This is a genomic window from Stenotrophomonas sp. Nf1, from assembly GCF_003028475.1.
Taxonomy (GTDB): Bacteria; Pseudomonadota; Gammaproteobacteria; order Xanthomonadales; family Xanthomonadaceae; genus Stenotrophomonas.
This window is the reverse complement of record NZ_PYTV01000001.1, coordinates 344,059-368,618: the sequence shown is the minus strand read 5'-3', so window position 1 is coordinate 368,618 and position 24,560 is coordinate 344,059. Positions and strand designations below refer to the sequence as shown.

Sequence of the window (24,560 nt, the reverse complement as noted above, 5' to 3'; positions counted from 1 at the left end):
AACAGGCTGGATGGACGTTGATTACGGCCAGATGTTCCGCAATCATGCCTGCATGGACTCCATCTCTGCCCTGCTCGCCTTCGTCCGAACCGCCGAGGCCGGCAGCATCATCGGCGCCGCCCGTGTGCTCGGCCTGTCGGCTTCGGCGGTCGGCAAGCGCATCGCACGCCTCGAACAGGACCTGGGCACGCGGCTGTTCCATCGCACCACCCGCCGCGTGCACCTCACCGACGAAGGCGAACTGCTGCTGCAGCGCTGCCGGCGCGCACTGGACGAGCTTTCCGAGGCACAGGCGGATCTGGCGCAACGCCAGCACGCACCCAGCGGCCTGCTGCGCATCGGCCTGCCCACCATCGGCTACCGGTTCCTGCTGCCGGTGCTGCCCGGCTTCCAGCAGCGCTACCCGCAGGTACAGCTGGAACTGGATTTCAACGACCGCATCGTCGATGTGGTCAGCGAAGGCCTCGACGCGGTGATACGCAGCGGTGAACTGGCCGACTCCAGCTTGACCGCACGCCGGCTGGGTGGCTTTCGTTTCATGCTCTGTGCCGCGCCCGGCTATCTGCAGGCGCACGGCACGCCGGCCGACGTGGGCGACCTGCGCATGCATGCAGCACTGCGCTTCCGTTACCCGACCACCGGAAAGCTGCATCCGTGGCGGCTGCCGGGGATTGAAGGTGACGCCGGAGCGCACCTTCCAACGGCGATGACCTGCAACAACATGGAAGCCCTGCTGGCCGCCGCCATCGGTGGCATGGGCCTGGGCTGGATGCCCGACTTCCTGGCCGCCGACGCACTGGCCGACGGCCGCCTGCAACGGGTGCTGCCCGCGCTGCCCACCTACGAAGGGCAGTTCTCGTTGCTATGGCCTGGTGGGCGCCACCCCAGTGCACGGCTGCGGGTGTTCATCGACTATGCCGCTGCGCATCTGTTCCGCAGTGACAAGGGTTAGCTGACCCGCCGTATCAGCCACTGGTCGCCGCCTGCAGAAAATTGCCCAGCACCGGCGAGGGCTGTTGCGGGCGCACGCAGAACTGCAGGGCGAAGCGCGCTGCATCGCCTTCCAGCTCGCGATAGACGATTTCTTCCGGACGGAAGCTGGCCATGCTGGCCGGCACGATCGCCACCCCGGCTTCCACCGCCACCAGCGACAGCACCGCGTGCATGCCCTGTGTTTCCTGCACCACGTGCGGAGTGAAGCCTGCGGCGGTGCACAGGCCCAGCACCTGCGCATGAAAACCGATGCCTTCGCCCGCTGGCCACGATACGAACGGTTCGTCGGCCAGCATCGCCACACGGACCTGCGCTGCGTCGGCCAGTGCATGTGCACGCGGCAGCGCAATCGCCAGGCGGTCGTGATCGAAGTCGTGCAGCAGCAGCTCGGCGGCCGGAATCGGTGGAATCAGCACGCCGACGTCGATGCGCTGCTCCCGCAGCCATTGCTGCTGCTGGCGCGAGGTGGCTTCGTGCAGATGCAGCTGCACCTGCGGATACTGCTGGCGAAAGCGGCGGATCAATCCCGGCAGGCGTCCATACAGTGCGCTGCCCACGTACCCCACGCGCAGGCTGCCACAGTGCCCCGCTGCAGCCTCACGGGTGCGCTGCAGCGCCTGCTCGGCCTGCTGCAGGGTGGCCCGCGCTTCCACCAGCAAGGTCTGCCCGGCCGCGGTCAGGCCCAGGGTGCGGTTGCCGCGCACGATCAGCTCGCTGCCCAATACGTCTTCCAGACGCCGGATCGCCGCGGTCAGCGGCGGCTGTGACATGTGCAGGCGGGCCGCAGCGCGGTGGAAGTGCAGTTCTTCGGCCACGGCCACGAACTGACGGAGCAGGCGCAGGTCGATCATCTGGATGCAGGCAATGGAAACCTGCCTAGCCTACGCCCTCAGCTGCGCACGTCCACGCTCGCGCGGGCGATGGCCGGCCACTGCAACGCCACCGCTTCGATGCTGTCGGCACTGATCGCGCGCAGATCACGTGGGTAGGCCACATGCTCGGCCTCCTGCAGGCGCAACGCGTGGAACTGCCCGTTGCTCGCGCGCAGCGCCCACCCGCCCTGCTGGCAGCGCGGCGAGGCGAGGTAGGCCACGCCATGTGCGACCGCCTCCGGATGCAGTTCATCCGGCTCACCGTCGATGCCCCACATGCGCGTCTTGGCCACCGGCGACACCGCGTTGACCACGATGCCGTGTGCGGCCCCTTCCAGTGCCAGCACATTGACCAGCCCGAGCGCGGCCAGCTTGCCCATCGCATAGGCGGACAGCCCACGCTGTGCGTACTGCGGATACAGCGCGCGATCGGAGGTGGTGATGACGATCCGCCCTCCCCCGGCATCGCGCATGGCCGGCCATGCCGCCTGCGCCAGCCACAGCGGCGTCTTCGCCGCCAGGCACAGCATCCGCTCCAATGCCTCGTCCTCGATGGCTTCCAGCGCCTGGTACTCCACCCATCCGGCGTTGTGGATCAGGAAGTCGATGCGGCCATGCTGCTGCAACAACGAATGCAGGACAGCGTGGCAACTGGCGCGATCGTCGATCGGTCCGCTTGCGCCCTGCACCGACAGGCCCTGCGCCCGCAGCGTCTCGACACTGTGCAGGATGTGCTGCGGGTCGCGACCACGGCCATCGGTACCCGCACCCACGTCATGCATCACCACGTGCGCACCGCGCTGGGCCAGCAGGCGGCTGTAGGCCAGGCCCAGCCCACCGGCGGCACCGGTCACCAGGCCCACCTGGCCCTCAAAGGAAATAGGGGAAATCGGCTGCATCCGCCCAGCTTCAACCAGGAGCGACGGCGCTGGCCAATACCGTTGGCCACCCACCACGATACGCCCACGCTATCGCCAGAAAAGGGGACGGAGGGGATTAAGTCGCAATCGCCCACGAAGTGCCAGAAACGACTTAATCCCCTCCGTCCCCTTTTTTCAGCGGCTGAAGCGGCGGGCGCCGGCCACGCAGATCACCGCGGCCAGCGTCACCAGCACCATGCCCAGGCTGACCGACTCGTGCAGCAGCAGTGCAGCCAGCGCCAGGCCGAAGAACGGTTGCAGCAGCTGCAACTGGCCGACGGCCGCGATGCCGCCTTGTGCCAGGCCGCGGTACCAGAACAGGAACCCAAGCAGCATGCTGAACACCGCCACGTAACCCAGCGCGCACCATGCCGAGGCGTCCACCGCAGCAAACGAGACCGGGCGCATCAGCACCGTCAGCGGCAACATCACCGGCAACGCCAGCAACAGCGCCCAGCTGATCACCTGCCAGCCACCGAGATGACGCGCAAGCCGGCCGCCCTCCGCATAGCCCAGCCCGCACACCACGATCGCCGCCAGCATCAGCAGGTCGGCCTGCAGCGAGGCCTCGATACCGTTGCGGGCCGCGTAGCCGACCACGCAGGCACTGCCCAGCAGCGAGAACAGCCAGAACGCCGGGCGCGGACGATCACCGCCCCGCAGCACGCCGAACAAGGCCGTGCTCAACGGCAGCAGGCCGAGGAACACGATCGTGTGCGCCGAGGACGCATGGCGCAGGGCCAGCGCGGTCAACAGCGGAAAGCCCACCACCACGCCCAGGCTGACCACCGCCAGCCCGGGCAGGTCTGCGCGCCGGGGCCAGGGCTGGCGCAGCAGCAGCAACAGTCCCAGCCCGAGCACGGCGGCGATGCTGGCGCGCGCGGCGGTGACGAATCCGGCATCCAGCTGCAACACCGCCAGTCGGGTGGCCGGTAGCGAGCCGGCAAAAATCACCACACCAATGAAGCCATTGACCCACCCACTCGCCGACCGTTCCACACCTGTGCTCCCGCAATGCCGGGCGATGCCCGGTGGACGTCCATGGAAGCATCGACCGCCGCGTCTCCCCAGCTACAATCCAGTACAGTTTCAAGAAACTGTACTGCTCACACTTCCACTACAGTCCCGCTATGAACCGCCCCCTTACCCGCATTGAATCGGTCATCCACACGGTCCGCAGCCGCATCAGCGCACGTGTGGACGGGCCGGGCTCGCGCCTGCCCTCGGTGCGCGCGCAGGCGGCGGCGATGGGGGTGTCGGTGTCCACCGTGGTCGAGGCCTACGAGCGCCTGGCAGCGGAAGGCGTGATTGCCGCCCGCGCCGGGTCCGGCTTCTACGTCAGCGGCCCGGTGGCGCCGTTGGCCCTGGCCGAGATGGAACCGCGGCTGGACCGTGCAGTCGATCCGCTGTGGGTGTCACGACAATCGCTGGAAACACCCGCCGGCCACCTCAAGCCCGGCTGTGGCTGGATGCCCAGCACCTGGCTGTACCACGATGGCATGCGTCGCGGCCTGCGCCGGCTGGCGCGCGTCGATGCACCGCAGCTGGTCGACTACGCCGGACCGCTCGGGCTGCCCGCCCTGCGCCAGCTGTTGCAGCGGCGTGCGGCCGTGCTGGGCATCGACGCGCCGATGGAGCAGATCCTGCTCACCGAATCGGGCACCCATGCCGTCGACCTGATCTGCCGTTTCCTGCTCAAGCCCGGCGACTGCGTGCTGGTTGATGACCCCAGCTACTTCAACTACCACGCCCTGCTGAAGGCGCACCAGGTACAGGCGGTGGGTGTGCCGTACACGCACACCGGCCCGGATCTGGACGCGTTCGCGCAGGCCCTGCAGGCGCACGCGCCGCGGCTGTACATCACCAATTCCGGCCTGCACAACCCGACCGGCGCGATCCTCTCGGCCAGCACCGCGCATCGGTTGTTGGGGCTGGCCGAACGCAGCGAACTGATCATCATCGAAGACGACATCTTCGCCGACTTCGAGCTGCACCCTGCGCCGCGGCTGGCCGCGCTCGATGGCCTGTCGCGGGTGATCCATGTCGGCAGTTTCTCCAAGACGTTGTCGGCCGCCTCGCGCTGCGGTTACATCGCCGCGCGCCCGGAGTGGATCGAGGCGCTGACCGATCTGAAGCTGGCCACCAGCTTCGGCGGTGGCCACCTGATCGCGCAGCTGATGCACATCGCATTGACCGACAGCGGCTATCGCCGCCACATGCAGTCGGTGCGCTCGCGCCTGGCCGATGCGCGCCGGCACACATTGCGGAAACTGCACGCGCTGGGCATCACCGCGTGGCTGCAACCGGAAGCCGGCCTGTTCCTGTGGTGCCAGCTGCCCGATGGCCGCGATGCCGCTGCGCTGGCGCGGCAGTGCCTGCGCGAGGGCATCGTGCTGGCGCCGGGCAATGCCTTCAGCCAGTCGCAGCGCGCGGCCGACTATCTGCGCTTCAACGTTTCGCAGTGCCAGGACCCACGGATCTGGCAAGTGCTGGCGCAGGCGCTGCGCTGAGCTGGTAATGCGCCACCAGCGCGTCCACCACCACGCGCACGCCCGGCAGCTGGCCGCGACGATGCGGCAGCAGCACGCTGGTGGTCACCTCTCCGGCATGCCACTGCGGCAATACCTGCTGCAGGCGGCCGGCGGCAATGGCCGCCGCACACAGGCTGTGCGGTAGCACGGTGATGCCCAGACCGGCTTCGGCCGCCGCGATCAGCAGCTGCGATTCGTTGCCGACCATCGCCACCTTCGGTTCCACCTGCACGCTGCGCGCGGCCGGCCCGTGCAGTGTCCAGCGCGTTGCGTGGCGCGCGGTCAGCAGCCCGGCATGCCCGCGCAGCTGCTCCGGCGCATCCAGCGCAGACGCGGCGGCCAGGTATGCGGGCGCCGCCACCAGCACAATGCGTTCGCTGCCCAGCGCGCGCTGCACCAACCCCGAATCCGGCAAGGGGCCGAAGTGGCTGCGCAGGGCGATGTCGATGCCTTCCTGCGCCAGATCGATGAAACGATCACTCACTTCAACTTCGATGCGCAGCCGCGGATAGCGCCGGGCCAACGCGGGCAGGCATGCGGCGAGCTCGCCCTGCACCACCGGAATCGAAGCACTGATGCGCACGGTGCCGCTGGGTTCGGCCTGGCGGTCGCGGACGATGGCCTCGGCAGCCTCAACCTCGGACAACGCCGCGCGTGCGCGCTCGAAGAACTCCTGACCGACCTCGGTCAGCGCGAAGCGGCGCGAACTGCGCTGCAACAGGCGCACCTGCAGATGCTCCTCCAGCAATGCCACACGCTTGCTCAGGGTCGAGCGCGGCAGGCCCAGATGACGGCCGCCGGCAGCAAAGCCGCCCTGCTCCACCGCAGTGACGAACAGGGCCAGGTCGTTGAGGTTGAGCATGCGCAACGTCCATAGGCGTGGACTTCAGGATGCCATTTGAATGGCTTCTGCCGCAATGTCCATGCAGGCACGCTTTCCCTACCCGCCGCACCGCGGCTTCAACCGGAAACCTGCCATGACCCCGATCCTCTTCTACGGCGTGCCCTCGGGCTGCTCGTTCGGCTCCATCGTTGCCCTGGAATGGCTGCGTCAGCCCTACCAGCTGTGCCGCATCGACATGCCCGGCCAGGTACAGGGCGAAGACTATCGCCGCCTCAATCCGCTGGGAGAAACGCCCACCCTGCGCACCGCCAACGGTGAACTGATCAGCGAAAGCCTGGCCATCCTCAACCATCTGGCCGCGCGCGGCATCGCCCAGGGCTGGGGCTTCGCGCAGGGCACGCCCGGCTTCGACCGCCTCAACCAGGCGCTGGCCTACCTCAACACCAGCTTCTTTGGTGCCTATGCCCCGCTCTGGCACGCGCTGGAACATGCCGAAGGTGCCGACGGCGAAGCCCTGCGCCGCTACGGCACGGAAAAAGTACGCCACGTGCATCAGGCGCTTGAGCAGATGATCGGCAACGGCCCTTGGCTGCTGGGCGGACAGCGCAGCCTGGCCGACGCCTACTTCGCCGGCATCGCCCGCTGGAACGACTACCACCAGGTGGTCGACCGCCGCGACTTCCCGAAGCTGCAGCAGCTGTTCGAACGACTCCAGGACGATGCCGGTGTGCAGTTCGCGCACGCCATCGAGGCGCAGCGGACGGCAACCAGCAGCGGCGGTTTCCTTGGCGAGCTGCGGCTGCAGGATGTGCTGGAAGCGGAAGCGGCCTGAGCGCTCACCTGCCTGTGCGGCAGCGGCGCGCAATGCCCCTTGCGCGCCGCGCTACAGTGGTATGTCGCCCGTTGCAGGAAACCGCGCATGTCCACGTTCTCCGATCCGCAGGCGGTAGCCCGCTACGCCGAAGGCCCACTGCGCCAGGTGCCGGGCTTCCTGGCCCTGCAGCAGATGAGCCAGTTGCTGCTGGCCGAACGGGTTCCAGCACAGGGCCGCGTGCTGGTGCTCGGCGCCGGTGGCGGGCTGGAGCTGAAGGCCTTTGCCGAGGCGCAACCGGGTTGGCAGCTGCTGGGGGTCGACCCGGCCGCGCCGATGCTGGCCCTGGCCGAGCAGACTTTGGGCCCGTTGATATCGCGTGTGCAGCTGCTGGAAGGCTATATCGACGATGCCCCGGACATGCGCTTCGACGGTGCCAGCTGCCTGCTGACCCTGCATTTCCTCGATGCCGCGCAGCGCCTGCACACACTGCGTGAACTGCACAGGCGCCTGCAACGCGGCGCGCCACTGGTGGTGGCCCACCACAGCGTGCCGCAGGATCCGGCCGGCAAGCGGCGCTGGTTGCAGCGCTACGCAGCCTTCGCCGAAGCGTCCGGCGTGGCACGCGCCGATGCGCAGCGCGCGATCGAGGCCATCGCCGAGCGGCTGCCGTTGCTGGCACCCGAGCAGGAGGTCGCGCTGCTGCAGGAGGCCGGCTTTGAGGGCGTAGAGCTGTTCTATGCAGGTTTCAGCTTCAGGGGTTGGGTGGCCTATGCGGCTTGACGCCTTGGTGCAGCCGAGGCCAGGTCTGGATGCGGCGTCGGCCGTCGAGCAAGCTCGACGCTACGAAGGCTGAAGAGACGTCGAGCAAGCTCGACGCTACGGGTACGCTCAGGGCACCACGGTGATGCCGATGCGCTGCATCAACAGCGCCACCTGCTGCACATCCAGCGTGGCGCCGCGCAGGTTGGTGCTGCGCAGGTCCAGCTCGCCCAGCTCCGAGTTGGTCAGATCGCAGTCGGCGAAGTTGGCGCTGTTCCAGTCGATGCCCTCGAACTGGCCACCGGACAGGTCCGAGCCGGCGAAGCTGGCACCGCTCACATTCGCACCGTCCCAGCAGTTCTCCCACAGCTCGCACTTTTCCAGCGTCACCCGCGAAAAATTGGCATAGCGCAGGTTCGATTTCTTGATGAACGCACTGCAGAACCAGCTGCGCGTGGTGATCTGGTTCATGAAGCTGGCGTTGCTGAAGTCCGCACCCTGCGCGCGGCACTCGCTGATCTCCAGGCCGAGCGCCTTGATGAAGTTGAAATGGCACAGGCTGAGGTCGCAGCTGCGGAAGCTGGCTTCCTTCAGCGTGGCGCCGTTGAAGCGACACCCCAGGCGACTGTCAGCATCGTAGAAGCTGCAGTTGATGAACTCGGTGCCGGTCAGGTCGGCGCCGGAAAAATCGCATTCGTGGAACTGCTGGTCGACCACTTTCTGGCCGGTGTACTGGTCCGCGCCGATGCGCAGCCTGCGGTGAACGGTGGAGGACATCAGGGATTCCATGCCAGAAGCGCAGCCATGATGCCGGGCCACTGCCGCATTCCAAAGCCCTACGCCGGCACGGATTCACCCGCTCATCGACCGCGCCATCGCTCAATGCCCGTTGTTGCACGTTCATGCACGAACATGCACACTCGCACCATGAGCTCCGAACCCAATTCCCTCCCCGCCGAGCGCACCCGGCTGATCCTCGAGGAACTGCGCCAGCAGGGCCGCGTGGTGGCCGCCGAGCTGGCGCGTCGTTATGCCGTCTCCGAAGATTCGATCCGCCGCGACCTGCGCGAACTGGCCGCCCAGGGCCTGTGCCAGCGCGTCTACGGTGGCGCCGTGCTGCCGCCACCGAAGGAACGCCCGCTGCGCGAGCGGCTGACCCGCGACCGTGGCGACAAGGCCGAACTGGCCGCGCGCGTCTGTGCCCTGCTGCAACCTGGCCAGGTGGTGCTGCTCGATGCCGGTTCGACCAACCTGGCCATCGCCCAGCAGTTGCCGCCCGAACTGGCACTGACGGTGATCACCAACGCGCCGCAGATCGCCACCGCCGCCAGCCTGCATGAAGGCACGTCGGTGCAGCTGATCGGCGGCCGCCTGGCCAGCGGTGGCGGTGCAGTCGGCGCCGAAGCACTGGCCCAGGTGCAGCGCCTGCGTGCCGACGTGTACCTGCCCGGCCCGTGCGCGGTGGACGGCGACACCGGTGTGTGGGCGATGGATGCCGAAGAAGCCACATTGAAGCGTGCCATGGTGGCCTGCAGCAGCCGTGTCATCGTCGCCGCCATCACCGAAAAGCTCGGCGCCCGTGGCCACTGGCAGATTGCCAGCCTGGACGAAATCGACGACCTGGTGCTCACCACCAGCGCACCGCCGGCCTTGGCCGCGCGCTTCCGCGCCGCCGGCATCGCGGTGCACCCCACTCCCCCCTGACCGTACCGCTCATGTCCCTGGCCAACCGCGCGCGTGCCGAACAGCACGCGACCCGCGCTGCTTTCTTCATTCCCGGCTTCGCCACCGCGCTGTGGGCCACGCTGGTCCCCTTCGCCAAGGCACGTACGGAGATCAACGACGCCACATTGGGCCTGGTGCTGCTCTGTCTCGGTGCCGGTTCGCTGCTGGCGATGCCGCTGTCCGGCGTGCTGGCCGCGCGCCTGGGCTGCCGCCGGGTGATGGTGGCCAGCAGCCTGCTGATCTGCCTGACCGTGCCCGGGCTGGCACTGGCCGATTCGGCGTGGCTGCTGGGCCTGGTGCTGTTCGTGTTCGGTGCTGCCGTGGGCGCGATGGACTGCACCATGAACGTACAGGCGGTGATCGTCGAGCGCGAGGCACGGCGCGTGATGATGTCCGGCTTCCACGCCTTCTTCAGCATCGGCGGCTTCCTCGGTGCAGCGATGATGACCCTGCTGCTCTCCGCGCAGCTGCCACCGCTGGCGTCGGTGCTGATCGGTGTGGCCGCAATGCTGCTGGCGATGCTGGCGTCGGCGTCGTACTGGCACAGCGAACGCATGCCCCACGACACCCCGATGCTGGCGATGCCCCATGGCATCGTGCTGTTCATCGGCGTGCTTGCGTTCGTGGCCTTCCTCGGCGAAGGCGCGATGCTGGACTGGAGCGCGGTGTTCCTCAGCGATGTGCGCCGCGTCGATGCCAGCCTGGCCGGCATCGGCTATGTGACCTTCACCCTGACCATGACCGTCGCGCGCCTGTTCGGCGATGCACTGGTGGCGCGGGTGGGACGCGAACGCGCCATCGTGTTCGGCGGCCTGCTCGCTGCCAGCGGCGTGCTGGTGCTCACGCTGGTCACGCCCTGGCAGGCTTCACTGGCCGGTTATGTGCTGGTCGGCCTTGGCTGCGCCAACATCGCGCCGGCGCTGTTCTCGCTGGCGGGCCACCAGACCCGCATGCCCGGCGCACTGGCGATCACCGCCGTCTCCACGCTGGGCTTTGCCGGCATTCTTGCCGGCCCGGCACTCATCGGCTTTGCCGCCAACCACTTCGGCCTGATCGCTGCATTCATCGGTGTGGCCATCGCACTGCTGCTGGTGGCGGTGTCCACGCGCTGGCTGCGGGTGTAGCGCGCGGCATCAACGACGCCGGCGCCGCAGCTTCATCCGCACCCGGCGGTAACCGATCACCGTGGCGGTCGCGCACAGCGCGGTGCCGGCCGTGCTCAACAGCAGCAGCACGCCCAACCGCGCCGTCTCCTGCCGCAGCATCGCCGGCAGGTCCCAGCTGTGCAGGAAGTAGAACAGCCAGCGCCCAACCCGCTCACGATGCCCCAACGTCAGCAGTGGGTCACCGCTGGCCAGGTCGACGTAGACGCGCGTTGCTTCGGCATCACCGAAGTCCGCCACCGCCACCGGGAAGCGGCGCACCGCCGCACCGTTCATCGCCTCCGGCGCACGTGGATAGAAATAGGCATCGGCTGCAGGCAGCAGCGCGAACCGGCGCATCGGCGCGGCGGACATCGCCTGCGCCTTCTGCTGCAGCCATGCCAGCGGCAGCCACTGCATCACCCGAAGATGCCCTTCGCCCGCGGCCACGATGCGCGTATCGCCTTGCCCGTCCAGCAGCAGCGCGAACAGCTCACCGCCGATGCGCCGCCACTGGATCTCCACCGGCATGAACGGCCCATCATGGGCCGCAGCCAGCAGCGCTGCCGGTTCGCCCAGAGCGCCATTCACCGCCACCGCATCGCCGCGATACTGCGCCGTGTCGATCGCCCCGCGCGTACTGCTGAACACGCCCAGTGGATTCATCGACATCAGGCCACTGAAGATCCAGGTGAACACAAACGCCGCAGCCATCAGGCCGATCAGATGATGCCAGCGCATCCACGGCTCGACGTACGGCGTTTTCGCACCGGAACGATAGTGGCCAGCGAAGCGCCAGCGCCACACCCCCACCACGATGCCGCTGACCGCCGCCAGCGTGCACAGCGAGGACAGCACGATCACCGCCCACGTCCACACCGGGTCCACCGACTGCATGCGCAGGAAGTACAGCCAGTGCAGCCACGCCCCCACATAGTTCCAGCGCTGCTGCACATGCGGTGCATCCAGCACCACCTCACCGGTGCGCGAAGACACATACAGGTCACCCGGCTGCGCACCGCCCACCTCCACCCGGTACAGCGGCCGATGCGCGTCCAGCGCACGCGAATGGGTCCAGCGGTCCTCATCCACGCGCATCGCACCGACGAAGGCTGGCCCGCCGGCAAACTGCGCCGCCGAGGCTTCGGCGCGCTGTGCCGAGACCGGCAGCAAAGCCTGCCCGGTGTGCGCCGACCACGCTCCCACGTGGTTGCCACTACGCACCACGTAGGCAGGCTCACCGCGCAGCGTGGTCAGCGCCACGCTTTCCGGCTCCGCCTGTACTGCTGCCGGTAACGCCGACAAGCCAAGCAGCCCGTGCGCATCGCCCAGCACCGGCAACGCCGCCAGCCGCTCGCCCGGCGTCAGCTTCGGGTAGCCCACGAACAGCATCACCATGCCGCTGACAAACCACAGCAGCATCAGCAGGCATCCGCCGATGCCCAGCCAACGGTGCACCAGGTAGGTCCAGCGCTTGGCAGTGGATCGCAACGACATGGCCGGCGCCCTCAGAAGCGGTGGTCGAGCGTGAACTCGACGCGGCGGTCCGCGCCCAGCAGCCACTGTGTGCTGGTGTAGTAGGCCGTCGCGTAGTACGCCTTGTCGAACACGTTGAACAGGCGCGCGCTCACCCGCGTGCGCGGTGCCGCCTGCCAGCTCAGCGCCAGGTCGGTGGTGCTGTAGCCCGGCAGCTGCAGGGTGTTGGCGTTGTCGGCGTAGCGCTTGCCGACGTAACGCGCGCCACCGGCCACGGTCCAGTCGGGCAGGAACTGCCAGCTCAGCCACACATTGGCCAGCCGCTCGGCCACGTTCGGCGGCACGTTGCCATCGCGCGACACCACTATCGCCGGCGAACCGGTGGTTTCCAGGAAGTCCTCGAACTCGGCCTTCAGCAGCGTGGCGTTGGCATCGAGCGACCAGCGCGGCGCGAAGGCCCAGTTCAACGAGGCTTCAATGCCGCGCGAGGTCTGCGACCCTACCTGCACCCGGCGATCGGGCAGCAGCGGGTCGCGGCTGAGCAGCCCGGTCTTGCGGATCCGGTACGCCGCCAGTGTCCACTCGCCACCGTCGAAGGCCTGCTTCAGGCCCACCTCAATCTGTCGGCCCTTGGCCAGGTCGAAGGCACCGTTGGCCGGGCTGATCATCAGCAGGCCACTGACCGGGTCGGCCGCCTGCGAATACTGCGCGTACAGGCTCAGCGTCGGCTGCAGCGCAAATACCGTGCCGGCGCGCCAGCCGGTGCTGTTGTAGGTCTTCGAGAACGCGTTCTGGCCGCTGATCAGATCGGTGCGATCGATGCGCGCGCGGTCATGGCGCAGGCCGCCCAGCACCGACCAACGCTCGCTCAGCGTCAGATGGTCTTCCACGAACAGCGCGTACTGCTCGGCACCGTTGCGGTAGCGCGGCAGATTCGGCGCATCGCTGGCGAACTGACCCGGCACCGGATGGAACGGATCGACCGGGCCGGAGCTGCCCGCATAGGTGTTGTTGGTGTGCTTGAAGTGCGCACGGTTTGCGTCCAGACCCACCGCGAAATTGTTGGCCAGGCCGCCCATATTCCCTTGCACACGCAGCGTCGAGGTCAGCCCGGTCTGGTCCTGGTTGTGGGTGATCTGGGTGTTGCCCGAGCGGTCAACCAGCCCGGTGCGCGGGTTGTAGACATAGGCTTCGGCGTTGCGCCAATCGCGCTGGCTGTCGATCTGGTAGACGCGCGTGCGCCATTCCACCTTCGCGTTAGGCGTCCACAGCGCATCGAGCTGGGTCCAGCGGTCACGGAAGCGGATATCACTGTCTTCCACGTTGTAGTTGCGGTGGCGCAGCGCGTCCAGCTGGCGTCCGTCCACCAGCGGCGTGCCGAAGTAGCGCATCGGCTTCTGATGGCCCTGCGCATGGGTCAGGGTCAGCTGCAGGTCGGTACGCGGCTGCCACAGCAGCGCGCCGGAGAAGGTGGCATCGCTGTTGCGGCCACGGTCCACCCAGCCACCGCTGTAGTTGCCACTCACGTCCAACCGATAGGCCAGCTCCGGCGTCAGCGCGCCACCACTGCCGAAGCCCAGGCGCGCGGTGTCCTCACTGCCCACCGTCACGCTGATCTCGTTGTCGATGACACCGCGCGAGGGCTTCTTCGGCACGATGTTGATCACCCCGCCGATCGCACCATCGCCGTGGATCACCGAGGCCGGCCCGCGCAGCACTTCGATGCGCTCGATCGACCAGGGATCGAAGGGGAAGGTGATGCCCACGCCGCCGTACTGGCGCAGCCCGTCGTACAGGCGCATCACCGAAGCGCCATCGGTGAAGCCACGGCTGGACAGCGCACTCAGGCCGTTGCCCGGGTGCGGCATGGCACTGATCGCACCGGCCCGGCTGATCGCATCGTTGAGGTTGCTGTCGCCGCGCTGCTCAAGCTGTTCGCGCGAAATCACCGTCAGGCTGGCCGGCGTCTGCAGCACGCTCAGGCCCAACGCAGAGCCGGCGCTGGCGGTGGCTGACAGCTCGCCGCTGCGGGTATCGATCACGCGTACGGTATCCAGCGTGGTCGGTGGTGCCGCGTCGGCAGCAAGGGCAGAAGTGGAGTGCAGCAGCAGCGCGCAGGCGACAGACAGCGCCGCCCGGCGCAGGCGCGCGGAGTTGGGGTTCGTTTTCATTGTTTCACGGCATGCAAGGCCACCCCGCAGAAGCAGGGCAACTCAAGGAGTTCGGGAAACGCGCACGCAGTAGTGCCAGGCCATGCCTGGCAGCTCGGAAGCATCAATCCAACGGCGTACGCGCAGGTCTCAGACGGCCATCAAGGCGGGCGGCCCACGCGCTCCCAATGTGCCACTAACGCGTTGTGGCAACGTGCGCACCGCACCGCGCAGCGCGCGGCACACCGCGGCCATCGGCACCAGCAGCAACAATGCCGCTACCAACAGCGTGATCAACCGCGCTGCGATCAGGCAGTAATCGCAATCCACACCCATCTCATGATCGGCATGGGGATCGGCAGGCGGCTTAGGCGTCGATTCGCCGTGCGGCATCGCCATCGCGTGGTGGTCGTGATGGCCTTCCATCGCGTGCTGTGCATGCAGGGAATGATCCATCGCCGCCACCGGCACCGCCGCGGCCACGTGCCCGTGCGCCAGCCAGCGGCTCACCAGCGGGGCGAGCAGCACCAGCAGCAGGGCAAGCCAAGCCAGGGCCTGGAATCGGCGGTGGAGGACAGAATGACGCACGCGGCCATTCTACGGGCCCGCAGCCAACCTTGGACCCCGTTCAGGGTTTACCCCCTGCGACACGGTGACGCAGGCCTGCCCTCCCCCGCGCACGCCGTCCATTCAGTAGATCCACGCCATGCGTGGATGCTTTTCGCCCATCAACTCACGTACTGCGCCACGCCATTACCAAACGACCAGTTCTCCTTCTTCACCTCCACCAGATTGATGAACACGTCTTCGCGGCGGATACCCACCGCCGCGTGCAGTCCATCGGCGATGCCGGCGTACAACGCCTTCTTCTGCTCCAGCGTGCGCCCTTCGTTCCAGGTGATCTGAATGCAGATGAAGTCGTCGGTGCGGTCCACGCCCAGGTAGCCGGGGTCGTAGATCAGCGTGCCGGGCGCGTGTTCCTGGAAGATCTGGAAGCGGTCGTTTTCCGGCACGCCCACCGCGCGCATGGCCTGGTAGATGGTTTCACCGACACGTTGCAGGTAGTCGGCGGATTTTCCTTTGCGAAGATCGATGCGGGCGAGCGGCATGGCGGGGCTCCAGCGTGGATGGGCACGGCAATGGGCTGAGACTACGCCTGCCCGGGGCGGTGGGACAGCGCAGGGATGGAACCCTCTGCCTTCACCCGTGGCACATTCCCGCCCGCGCGCGCTGGGTGACGCGATTGACATGGCGGCGCCGCACAGGAGTCGTCATATGCACGGTCGGCATGGGCGGCGATATGCGCCATCAGTGATGGGCTGCACAGCGGGCGGGTGCAGCAGGGCACAGAACGGTGAACGCTTGGTGCGCCTGCACTCAGTTGAGAACTTTCCTTACAGACCACTGTGATTGTGCGATCCGATGATCTCCGGGCCGAGGCAGATGCCTAGGCCGGGATTGGCGTCTCGAAAAAGCAAACCGAACGGATAGGTTGCGCAGCAGTGCGTAGCCGCAAGAATGCACCAACTGCCCTCAATGGCGGGCGGTGCGTGGGGATCACTCGATCCGCCGGGTGATTTCTCACTCCGTTGTGTTTGCCCCGGCACGCCAACCCGCACCGTCCGCCACCTTCACTCTGGAAGGTGGCTCCACGCCAGTGAGGGTTTCGCCATGACCAACCGCACCGCCGTCCATCCCCGCCTATTCGCTTTGATCGGCGACATCGCCGCCGACGTGCCCGAGGACCTCGCACGCGAGATCGAGTGCGCCTTGCACGAACAGAATGTGCCCGTGCAGTCGCCTGCCTTCTTCACTTGCCTCAATGCCATCAACCAGGCCGACGGCGATGACGGACAACCGTGCTGCAGCCTCACCCTTTGCGCCAGCAATCACGCCTCGCTCCGCCGCTCGCTGTCCGGGCTCAGTGCATTGCTCGATCTGCTGCAGGCGGGCGATCGAGCGCGCGCCGAAGGTGGCGCAGACCAGCAGTTGGGCGCCTTCCACACTGATGGATTGATCGTGGCCGCGCGACAACTGGTGCGCGAGGCGCATCACTGCCTCGCCGAGGACCACACCTGACCGGCCCGGATGTGCTCCCGCTACAATCGCGCAGGGAACGCAGGAGGCCGCAATGGACGCCGAACACCTGGAGTACTTCAAGGCCGCACTGGAAGGCCGCGCAACCGTGGGTTGGAACGTATGGTTTGCCGCAAACCAGCACGCGCTGGCACAACAGCTGAGCCGCCCTGCACTGCTGCGCTTGAAGTTCAGCAAACTGGATGAAGCCGAACGCCTGCTCGCCGAGGCCGGCATCGTGCCCGGCAGTACGGCGGGCAAACGCTACGAAATGTACTGCGCCCAGTTCTCGGCGGATGTGGTGGATGCGAACGGTCGCCCACTGCCGGCCATCTGGCGCGCAGCGCACGGCGGAGCCATCGGCCTGCTGGCCGATGGCGAGCGGGAGGCCGGACAGGCGAAGCTGCTCGCGGAGTTCCGCCGCGTCCGCAAGCGTGGGCTGCAGCAGGCCCATGAATGGTTGGCCGATCTGTGCTTTGAAGGCGAGATGGAACTGACCAGCGGCAATGCCGAGGTCGGCCGTAGTCTGCTGGCGGTGGTGGTGCAGGCCGGTAGCGGCCACGACCTGTTGGATGCTACAGCGATGATCGCGCGCGAGCTGCTGGAGGAGCACGGTTGAGGCGGTGCGCGCATTCGGCTGATCTGCTGGATCGCAGGCAACAAAAAAGCCCCCATTGCTGGAGGCTTCTTTCGTTCTGCAACATGGTGGGCGGTACAGGGATCGAACCTGTGACCCTTGCCGTGTGAAGGCAATGCTCTACCGCTGAGCTAACCGCCCGGTGTGTTGCTGAGCCGCTCATTATAGGGGCTTTTCAGAGGCCGTCAACAGTTTTTCACATTCGTGTTCACGGGTGTTTCGGTGGTTCCGCCGGGCATGGCCCGGCGCTACCGGAATCACATCGTATGGGTCGGCTTGTCCGAGCTGGTCAGGCCGGCCAGCAGGGTCTCGATCTTGTGGCGTACGCCCTCGCCTTCGGCGCCGTCGGCCAGCTGCACGCCGATGCCGGCGGTGCGGTTGCCCTGCGCGCCGGCCGGGGTCACCCAGATCACCTTGCCGGCCACCGGCAGGCGCTCGCTGGAATCGGGCAGGGTCAGCAGCAGGAACACCTCGTCGCCCAGGAAGTAGCGCTTGGGCGTGGGCACGAAGATGCCGCCATTCTTCACGAACGGCATGTACGCGCTGTACAGCGCGGCTTTATCCTTCACAGCCAGGGACAGGATGCCCTGGCGGGCGTTGCTGGCACTCATCGATTTCCCCTTGCGGCAGGCCGCTCGTTCACCTTGTTCCAGGCCAGCAGCAACTCGACCACGGCAAGGTCTGCACGCACCGTGGTGCGCAGCAGGTCGCGGGTGCGGTTGGCCGCATCGAACCAGGCTGCAAGCTTGTGCAATCGCTCCGGCGTGGTCAAGGCATCGGTGCTGGCCTGGGCCAGCGCCAGGTCGGCGGCAAAGCGCAGGCGCAGCGCCGCGTTGTCATCGCCGCACCACTTCTGCGCCAGTTCCACCGCACCGGTCTTGCCGGCGGCCAGCTGTTCCAGCTCGCGACCGACCTCGCGGCGCAGGCTCAGGCCGTCTTCGCGCAGCCAGTTGTCGGCCTGGCCGGGATGGCCGCGCGCGGCCTCCAGCGCTTCACGCGCCGACGCCTCGCTGTGGCCCTGCTGCTGCAGCCAGGCCAGCGCTTCGTGCTGCGGCGGCAGCTTGAACTCCAGGCGCTGGCAGCGGCTGCGGATGGTCTGCGGCAGGCGCGCCGGGTCGCTGCTGATCAGCCACAGGTAACGGCCGGGCTGCGGTTCTTCCAGGGTCTTCAGCAGTGCATTGGCGGCCGAACGGTTGATCGCATCGGCCGGGTCGACAATCACCACCTGTGCCACGCCGTACTGCGGAGTCAGCGCCAGCTTGTCGGTGATCTCGCGCACCTGCTCGATCACGATCTCGGTGCGCAGCTTGTCGCCGCTCTTGTTCGGAATGAAGCTGACCAGCTGCAGGTCCGGATGCGTGCCGGCCGCGATCAGCTGGCGCGTGCGCGTGGCATGCGCGGCATCACCGCGAGCCAGCACGTGGTCGGCCAGCGCCAGCGCCACCTCGCGCTTGCCCAGCCCGGCCGGGCCGCAGATCAGCAGGCCATGGCCGAGACGATCGGCATCGAGTGCGGCCACGGTCTGGTCGAAGGCGCGCTGCTGCCACGGCGAAAAGGTGCTCATGCGCCCTCCCCGTCCTGCAGCCAGCGCTCGACCTGCGCGACCACATCGGCGGCCACGCGGGCCTGCACCTGGCCGGCGTCGATCAGCGCGAAGCGCTGCGGGTCCTGCTGCGCGCGGCTGCGGAACACTTCGCGCACGCGCTGGAAGAAATCATCCTGTTCGCTTTCGATGCGGTCCGGCCACAGGTCGCGCCCGTTGGCGCGCGCGCGGCCGACGGCCACGTCTACATCCAGCAACAGGGTCAGCCCCGGCAGCAGGCCAACCGCGCGGCGCTCCAGGTCGGCAATCCACTGCGGGTCGAGGCCACGGCCACCGCCCTGGTAGGCGTAGCTGGAATCGGTGAAGCGATCACTCAACACATAGGCACCGCGCTGCAATGCCGGCTGGATCACCTGGCGCACATGCTGCGCGCGCGCGGCGAACACCAGCAGCAGTTCGGCTTCGGCGCTGAGCGGCTCGGCGGCGATCTCGGCATCGGGCTTCAGCACCAGGCCGCGGATGCGCTCGGCCAGCGGCGTGCCGCCGGGCTCGCGGGTCAGCACCACTTCGTGGCCGTGGCTGCGCAGGCAGTCACGGATGGCATTGATGGCGGTGGTCTTGCCCGCGCCCTCGCCGCCTTCCAGGCTGACGAAACGCGGGTGGCGAAGCAGCGCGGGACTCATTGCGCCGGGGTCTCCTGGGTACGTTGCTGGCGCAGCTGCTGCAGGTAGCGGGCCACTGCGGCGTTGTGCTGGTCCAGGCTGGGCGAGAACACGTGCGCGCCACTGCCATCGCCGACGGCGACGAAGTACAGCGCATCGCCCGCAGCCGGCTGTGCGGCCGCCATCAGCGCGTCGCGGCTGGGCATGGCAATCGGAGTCGGGGTCAGGCCGGCACGGGTATAGGTGTTGTAGGGCGTATCGGTGGTCAGGTCACGGCGGCGGATGTTGCCGTCATACGCCGCACCGATGCCGTAGATCACGGTCGGGTCGGTCTGCAGGCGCATGCCGATCTTCAGGCGGCGCATGAACACCCCGGCAATCTGCGGGCGCTCGCTGGCCAGCGCGGTTTCCTTCTCGATGATCGAGGCCATCGTCAGCAGTTCATACGGCGTGTTGATCGGCAGGTCCGGCGCGCGGTTTTCCCAGGCTTCGTCCAGTGCCTTTTCCATCGCGGCATGGGCGCGCTTGAGCACGTCCAGATCGCTGTCGCCGCGCTGATAGATGTAGGTCTCCGGCAGGAAGCGGCCTTCCGGATGCTGGCCGCCGAAACCGAGGCGCTGCATCAGTGCGGCGTCATCCAGGCTGTCGGTGGTGTGCAGCAGCGGTTCGGCGCGCTTGAGCGCGGCACGCACCTGGCGGATGTTCCAGCCTTCGATGATGGTGAGGCGGTGCTGCAGCACCTTGCCGGCGCGCATGCGCAGCAGCAGCTCGCGCGGGGTCAGCTCGCCACTGAGTGCGTACTCGCCCACCTTCAGCTTGCCGGCCGCATCGAGCTGGCGCGCCAGCAGCTGCCACTGGGTGTCCTGGCCTTCATCCACGCCGGCCTCGCGCAGCTTGCGCAGCACGCTGTTCATGCCATCGCCGCTGGCGATGACCACGCTCTCGGCGGAGGGCGTGATCGGAGCATCGGCGAAGCGGGTCTGCTGGTAGAAGAACCACGCGCCCGCACCGGCCACGACGGCGGCCAGCACCACCACCAGCGTTACCACGAACAGACACCCGCGCTTGGCTCCCGCCATGGACTACCTCTGAACTCGATTCCGTCGTGCAGGATACCGTGCCGGTGGTGTGGGGTCATGACCGGGGCCTGTGCCCGTGCCGACCAACGGTCGGCACCCACCACAACAATGACACCCACCGGCACCCACCAACATGACCGCCGGGGTCAGAGCCCTCGCGCGGCGCGCGGGGAATCCGACCCCGGCCGAATCAGCCTTGCTGGCCCAGCGCGCGCAGCAGGCCGCGGGCCTTGGCGCGGGTCTCGTCCAGTTCCTTGTCCGGGTCCGAATCCACCACGATGCCGGCACCGGTGCGGAAGCTCACCTCATGGCCGTCCACTTCGGCAGTGCGGATCAGGATGTTCAGGTCCAGGTCGCCATCGCGGTTCAGCCAGCCGAACGCACCGGTGTAGGCCCCGCGCGGCACCTGTTCCAGCTCGCTGATGATCTGCATGCAGCGCACCTTCGGGCAGCCGGTGATGGTGCCGCCCGGGAACGTAGCGGCGATCACCTCGCCGGGAGTGACTTCCGGGCGCAGGTGGCCGCTGACGTTGCTGACGATGTGGTGCACATGCGCGTAGCTCTCCACGGTCATCAGCTCATCGACCACCACGGTGCCGGGCTGGCAGATGCGGCCCAGATCATTGCGCTCCAGGTCGATCAGCATCACGTGCTCGGCACGCTCCTTGGGGTGGCCGACCAGCTCCTGGATGCGCGCGGCATCATCATCGCCCTCGAAGCGCGGCCGCGTGCCGGCAATCGGCCGGGTCTGCGCATGCCCGGCATGCACGGAGACCAGCCGCTCCGGCGAGGAGCTGACCACGTGACGGCCGTGTGCGCTGAACAGGCCGGCGAACGGCGCCGGGTTGGCGCGGCGCAGCTGCGCATACAGCGCCTGCGGGCTGACCGGCGCGGCGAACTGCGCGCTCCAGCGCCGCGACAGGTTCACCTGGAACACGTCGCCGGCGCGCAGGTAGTCGATCACCCGGCGCACGCCATCGGTGAAGCGCTGCGGCGCGTCTTCGCCGACCGCCTGCGGCGGCTGCCAGCCCTGCCCTGCATCCGGCAGTGCCTGCGCGGCCAGCGCCACCAGCGCGTCCAGCAGCGCCTGTTCGCCCGCTTCGGCGATGACGAAGCTGGCGTCGTTGTGATGGTCATGCAGCACGGCGGCCGGGCAGCGCAGCGCCAGCGCAGTCGGGCGGCCGTCGTCCCGTGCACGGGCCGGCAGCACCGGTTCGATCTGGCTGGCCACTTCATAATCCAGCATCAGCGCCCAGCCGCCACGGAACGGCAGGCTGTGGCTGCCATCATGCGGCAGGCGCTCATGCTGCCAGGCACGGTCCAGCGCCTGCAGGAACGTGCCGGGCTGCACTACGTCGTGCAGGTCGCGCACCTGGCCATCGGCGTCCAGCCGCAGGCCATCGCCCTGCGCGGCCAGCAGCAGGCTCCAGCGCCCCTGGGCGGTGCCCGAGGCGGTGGATTCCATCAGCAGCGGGAAACGCGCCGGGTCGTGCTGCTGCAGGGCCAGCAGGTCGATCGGGTGCGGCAGCGGGTGGATCAGCGGTGCGTGGGTCATGGCGGCCAGTTCGGGGGTTCAGATGCACGGAAGCCGCCTTGCGGCGGCCTCCGTGGTGCACGGCGTTGATCCGATTCTCCGGACGCCGAACGGTAGAGTCGACTGTTAGTCGACTATCGCGCGCAGCGCGGGAATTTGGCTTCCCGCGAAGAGCAGTCGACTAACAGTCGACTCTACAACCTACCGCACCGGTCAGACGCGCTTGAAGATCAGCGTGCCGTTGGTGCCGCCGAAGCCGAAGCCATTGGACATCACCACGTCCACCTTGGCCTGGCGTGCTTCGTTGGGCACGTAGTCCAGGTCACAGCCTTCGCCCGGCTGCTGCAGATTGATGGTCGGCGGAATGACGTTGTCCTGCAGCGCCATCACCGAGAAGATCGCTTCCACGCCGCCGGCCGCGCCGAGCAGGTGGCCGGTCATCGACTTGGTGGAGCTGACCATCATCTTGTAGGCGTGGTCGCCAAAGGCGGTCTTCATCGCCATCGTTTCGCCGAGGTCGCCCAGCGGCGTGGAGGTGCCGTGCGCGTTGAGGTAACCGACCTGTTCCGGGGTCACGCCGGCGTCCTTCATCGCCATCACCATGCAGCGCGCGGCGCCTTCGCCGTTCTCGCTCGGGGCGGTCATGTGGTACGCGTCGGAGCTGGCGCCGAAACCGGCGAGCTCACAATAGATCTTCGCGCCACGGGCCTTGGCGTGCTCGTACTCTTCCAGGATCAGGATGCCGGCGCCGTCGCCCAGCACGAAGCCGTCACGGTCCTTGTCCCACGGGCGCGAGGCCTGTTCCGGAGCGTCGTTGCGGGTGCTCATCGCCTTCATCGCGCAGAAGCCGCCCAGTGCAGTCGGCGAGGAGCCACGCTCGGCACCACCGACCACCATCACGTCGGCATCGCCGTACTGGATCATGCGCATCGCGGTACCGATCGAATGGTTCGAGGTCGCGCACGCCGACACCGCCGAGAACGACGGGCCCTTCAGGCCGCTGATGATGCTCAGCTGGCCCGGCAGCATGTTGATGATGGTCTTGGGCACGTAGAAGGGCGAGATCTTCTTGCCCTCGTGGAACTCGATGGTCTGCTCTTCGATACCGAGCAGGCCGCCGATGCCGGCGCCGACGATGGCGCCGATGCGCTCGGCATTGGCTTCGGTGATTTCCAGGCCCGAGTCGTGCAGGGCCATGAACGAGGCACCGAGGCCGTAATGGATGAACGGGTCCATCTTCTTGGCATCCTTGCCGCTGACCCGGTACTTGCCGAACAGTTCGTTGTCGGCGGTGATGTCAAAACCCTTGACCTCACCTGCAATCTTGGTGGTGAACCGGTCCAGGTAGGCATCGGCAACGTTGGTCAGCGGACCGATGCCCGAACGACCGTGGGTGATGCCTTCCCAGCTGCTGGCCAGATCATTGCCCAACGGCGAGACGATACCCAGGCCGGTTACGACGACGCGACGCTTCATTGCTGATTCTCCTGACCCGAAGGTTCAATCGGGTAACACGGTTTGCTTCGGTGTGATGCTCAAACACACGGGGCCGCAACTGCGGCCCCATGGGGTGCGGTGCGCGGCGAGCGGAGACCCGCGCGCGCACTGCCGTCTGACATCAGGCCTTGACGTGGGCCTTGATGTAGTCGATGGCGGCCTGCACGGTGCTGATCTTCTCGGCTTCTTCGTCCGGGATCTCGCACTCGAATTCTTCTTCCAGGGCCATCACCAGCTCGACGGTGTCCAGCGAGTCAGCGCCCAGGTCATCGACGAACGATGCGCTGTTGGTGACTTCTTCTTCCTTGACGCCAAGCTGTTCGACGACGATTTTCTTGACGCGTTCTTCGATGGTGCTCATGGGATCTCGCTCCAGATGGAGTTGTGGTTCAAAAGTGGTCGCCATCAAAGGCGATGGCCGTGGGATAGTGTAGTGGAAACCGGCGCGGCCTTGCATCGCAGCAAAAACCTCAGCAGATCAACCACTTGCGGCGCAATCCCTGCGCCCCTTGCTTACGGCATGTACATGCCACCGTTCACATGGAGGGTTTCGCCGGTGATGTAACCGGCAGCCGGGCTGGCCAGGAAGGCCACCGCATGGGCGATGTCTTCGGGCGAACCCAGGCGTTCGAGGGCGATGTCGTTGATCAGCGCGGTACGCGCCTCTTCCGGCAACGCCTTGGTCATGTCGGTGTCGATGAAGCCCGGTGCGACCACATTGACGGTGACACCGCGCGAACCGATTTCCTTGGCCAGCGACTTGCTGAAGCCGATGATGCCGGCCTTGGCCGCGGCGTAGTTGGCCTGGCCGGCGTTGCCGGTCACGCCCACCACCGATGCGATGTTGATGATGCGGCCCTTGCGCGCCTTCATCATGCCGCGCATGACCGCCTTGCTGGTGCGGAACACGCTGGTCAGGTTGGTGTCGATGATCGACGCCCAGTCCTCGTCCTTCATGCGCATCAGCAGGTTGTCGCGGGTGATGCCGGCATTGTTGACCAGGATCGAGATCGCACCGAATTCCTTGGCGATGCCATCGAGCACGCTGTCCAGCGCGGCGGCGTCGGTGACGTTCAGCGCGCGGCCGTGACCGCCGTGGGCGGCCAGGCGCTCACCGATCGCGGCGGCGCCGGATTCGGTGGTGGCGGTGCCGATGACGGTGGCGCCCTGGGCGGCCAGCAGATCGGCGATGGCGGCACCAATGCCACGGCTGGCACCGGTGACCAGTGCGATTTCACCCTGCAGGGGCTTGCTCATGATGTTTTCCTCAGGCGGGAGCGGCCGCCGTACCCGCACCGCGTGCAGC

General features: G+C 67.4%; 25 protein-coding genes and 1 tRNA gene. 8 read left to right on the top strand and 18 right to left on the bottom strand.

Going from position 1 to position 24,560, the window contains the following annotated elements; genetic code table 11:
* The first annotated feature begins 52 nt into the window (after positions 1-52).
* Complete coding sequence (locus C9412_RS01805) at positions 53-952, top strand: LysR substrate-binding domain-containing protein (protein ID WP_107230419.1); 900 nt, start codon at positions 53-55, stop codon at positions 950-952.
* Positions 953-965: 13 nt separating this feature from the next.
* Here C9412_RS01805 and C9412_RS01800 read toward each other — a convergent pair whose 3' ends face one another.
* The 3 genes from C9412_RS01800 to C9412_RS01790 form a co-directional block, all read right to left on the bottom strand.
* Complete coding sequence (locus C9412_RS01800) at positions 966-1,844, bottom strand: LysR family transcriptional regulator (RefSeq protein ID WP_107230047.1); 879 nt, start codon at positions 1,842-1,844, stop codon at positions 966-968.
* A gap of 38 nt (positions 1,845-1,882) precedes the next feature.
* Positions 1,883-2,764 carry an SDR family oxidoreductase gene (locus C9412_RS01795; protein ID WP_107230046.1) on the bottom strand — a complete coding sequence of 294 codons (882 nt, stop codon included), beginning with the start codon at positions 2,762-2,764 and terminating at the stop codon, positions 1,883-1,885.
* 156 nt (positions 2,765-2,920) lie between these two features.
* The gene (locus C9412_RS01790; RefSeq protein WP_107230045.1) at positions 2,921-3,784 is read right to left on the bottom strand and encodes a DMT family transporter; all 864 of its coding nucleotides are present in this window, start codon (positions 3,782-3,784) and stop codon (positions 2,921-2,923) included.
* A gap of 131 nt (positions 3,785-3,915) precedes the next feature.
* On the opposite strand from C9412_RS01790, the gene C9412_RS01785 reads away from it, so the two are divergent.
* Entirely contained in the window at positions 3,916-5,295 is a 1,380-nt protein-coding gene (locus C9412_RS01785; protein WP_107230044.1) for a PLP-dependent aminotransferase family protein, read from the top strand.
* Here the strand turns inward: C9412_RS01785 and C9412_RS01780 are convergent.
* Complete coding sequence (locus tag C9412_RS01780) at positions 5,234-6,178, bottom strand: LysR substrate-binding domain-containing protein (RefSeq protein ID WP_107230043.1); 945 nt, start codon at positions 6,176-6,178, stop codon at positions 5,234-5,236. The genes C9412_RS01785 and C9412_RS01780 overlap by 62 nt on opposite strands.
* Positions 6,179-6,293: 115 nt before the next feature.
* Here C9412_RS01780 and C9412_RS01775 point away from each other — a divergent pair, with 115 nt between their 5' ends.
* Together C9412_RS01775 and C9412_RS01770 are read left to right on the top strand one after the other, a co-directional pair.
* On the top strand, positions 6,294-6,992 hold the full coding sequence (locus tag C9412_RS01775; RefSeq protein ID WP_107230418.1) for a glutathione S-transferase family protein: 699 nt from the start codon (positions 6,294-6,296) through the stop codon (positions 6,990-6,992).
* Positions 6,993-7,079: 87 nt separating this feature from the next.
* On the top strand, positions 7,080-7,754 hold the full coding sequence (locus tag C9412_RS01770; RefSeq protein WP_107230042.1) for a class I SAM-dependent methyltransferase: 675 nt from the start codon (positions 7,080-7,082) through the stop codon (positions 7,752-7,754).
* Between the two features lie 108 nt (positions 7,755-7,862).
* Here C9412_RS01770 and smqnr read toward each other — a convergent pair whose 3' ends face one another.
* On the bottom strand, positions 7,863-8,510 hold the full coding sequence (gene smqnr / locus C9412_RS01765) for a SmQnr family pentapeptide repeat protein (RefSeq protein ID WP_107230041.1): 648 nt from the start codon (positions 8,508-8,510) through the stop codon (positions 7,863-7,865).
* A gap of 150 nt (positions 8,511-8,660) precedes the next feature.
* Between smqnr and C9412_RS01760 the strand changes: the two genes are divergently transcribed.
* Both C9412_RS01760 and C9412_RS01755 read left to right on the top strand, forming a co-directional pair.
* Complete coding sequence (locus tag C9412_RS01760; protein WP_107230040.1) at positions 8,661-9,437, top strand: DeoR/GlpR family DNA-binding transcription regulator; 777 nt, start codon at positions 8,661-8,663, stop codon at positions 9,435-9,437.
* Between the two features lie 11 nt (positions 9,438-9,448).
* On the top strand, positions 9,449-10,582 hold the full coding sequence (locus C9412_RS01755) for an MFS transporter (protein WP_107230039.1): 1,134 nt from the start codon (positions 9,449-9,451) through the stop codon (positions 10,580-10,582).
* Between the two features lie 9 nt (positions 10,583-10,591).
* On the opposite strand, the gene C9412_RS01750 is transcribed toward C9412_RS01755, so the two are convergent.
* From C9412_RS01750 to C9412_RS01735, 4 genes are all read right to left on the bottom strand, one after another.
* Positions 10,592-12,097, bottom strand: a complete 1,506-nt coding sequence (locus C9412_RS01750; protein WP_107230038.1) for a PepSY domain-containing protein — start codon at positions 12,095-12,097, stop codon at positions 10,592-10,594.
* A gap of 11 nt (positions 12,098-12,108) precedes the next feature.
* Positions 12,109-14,247 carry a TonB-dependent receptor gene (locus C9412_RS01745; RefSeq protein ID WP_107230037.1) on the bottom strand — a complete coding sequence of 713 codons (2,139 nt, stop codon included), beginning with the start codon at positions 14,245-14,247 and terminating at the stop codon, positions 12,109-12,111.
* A 129-nt stretch (positions 14,248-14,376) separates the two neighbouring features.
* Entirely contained in the window at positions 14,377-14,763 is a 387-nt protein-coding gene (locus C9412_RS01740; RefSeq protein ID WP_107230417.1) for a DUF2946 family protein, read from the bottom strand.
* Between the two features lie 191 nt (positions 14,764-14,954).
* Positions 14,955-15,335, bottom strand: a complete 381-nt coding sequence (locus C9412_RS01735; RefSeq protein ID WP_107230036.1) for a tautomerase family protein — start codon at positions 15,333-15,335, stop codon at positions 14,955-14,957.
* A 562-nt stretch (positions 15,336-15,897) separates the two neighbouring features.
* Between C9412_RS01735 and C9412_RS01730 the strand changes: the two genes are divergently transcribed.
* Both C9412_RS01730 and C9412_RS01725 read left to right on the top strand, forming a co-directional pair.
* The gene (locus tag C9412_RS01730) at positions 15,898-16,305 is read left to right on the top strand and encodes a hypothetical protein (RefSeq protein ID WP_107230035.1); all 408 of its coding nucleotides are present in this window, start codon (positions 15,898-15,900) and stop codon (positions 16,303-16,305) included.
* Positions 16,306-16,357: 52 nt separating this feature from the next.
* The gene (locus C9412_RS01725; RefSeq protein WP_107230034.1) at positions 16,358-16,921 is read left to right on the top strand and encodes a hypothetical protein; all 564 of its coding nucleotides are present in this window, start codon (positions 16,358-16,360) and stop codon (positions 16,919-16,921) included.
* An 84-nt stretch (positions 16,922-17,005) separates the two neighbouring features.
* Here the strand turns inward: C9412_RS01725 and C9412_RS01720 are convergent.
* The 9 genes from C9412_RS01720 to fabG form a co-directional block, all read right to left on the bottom strand.
* Positions 17,006-17,080 (bottom strand) — tRNA-Val (locus tag C9412_RS01720).
* Between the two features lie 116 nt (positions 17,081-17,196).
* A complete protein-coding gene (locus C9412_RS01715) occupies positions 17,197-17,550 on the bottom strand; it encodes a PilZ domain-containing protein (protein WP_004146965.1) in 354 nt (117 codons plus the stop codon).
* Complete coding sequence (locus C9412_RS01710; RefSeq protein WP_107230033.1) at positions 17,547-18,503, bottom strand: DNA polymerase III subunit delta'; 957 nt, start codon at positions 18,501-18,503, stop codon at positions 17,547-17,549. The genes C9412_RS01715 and C9412_RS01710 overlap by 4 nt, the downstream gene beginning before the upstream one ends.
* The gene (tmk, locus tag C9412_RS01705) at positions 18,500-19,165 is read right to left on the bottom strand and encodes a dTMP kinase (RefSeq protein WP_049400648.1); all 666 of its coding nucleotides are present in this window, start codon (positions 19,163-19,165) and stop codon (positions 18,500-18,502) included. The genes C9412_RS01710 and tmk overlap by 4 nt, the downstream gene beginning before the upstream one ends.
* Positions 19,162-20,223 carry an endolytic transglycosylase MltG gene (mltG, locus tag C9412_RS01700; RefSeq protein ID WP_107230032.1) on the bottom strand — a complete coding sequence of 354 codons (1,062 nt, stop codon included), beginning with the start codon at positions 20,221-20,223 and terminating at the stop codon, positions 19,162-19,164. The genes tmk and mltG overlap by 4 nt, the downstream gene beginning before the upstream one ends.
* Positions 20,224-20,413: 190 nt before the next feature.
* On the bottom strand, positions 20,414-21,778 hold the full coding sequence (locus C9412_RS01695; protein ID WP_107230031.1) for an aminodeoxychorismate synthase component I: 1,365 nt from the start codon (positions 21,776-21,778) through the stop codon (positions 20,414-20,416).
* Between the two features lie 192 nt (positions 21,779-21,970).
* Positions 21,971-23,233, bottom strand: a complete 1,263-nt coding sequence (gene fabF, locus C9412_RS01690; RefSeq protein ID WP_107230030.1) for a beta-ketoacyl-ACP synthase II — start codon at positions 23,231-23,233, stop codon at positions 21,971-21,973.
* Positions 23,234-23,375: 142 nt separating this feature from the next.
* Positions 23,376-23,615: an acyl carrier protein gene (acpP, locus tag C9412_RS01685; RefSeq protein WP_005415509.1), complete on the bottom strand. Its 240-nt coding sequence runs from the start codon at positions 23,613-23,615 to the stop codon at positions 23,376-23,378.
* Between the two features lie 152 nt (positions 23,616-23,767).
* A complete protein-coding gene (fabG, locus tag C9412_RS01680) occupies positions 23,768-24,511 on the bottom strand; it encodes a 3-oxoacyl-ACP reductase FabG (protein ID WP_107230029.1) in 744 nt (247 codons plus the stop codon).
* Between the last annotated feature and the right edge of the window lie 49 nt (positions 24,512-24,560).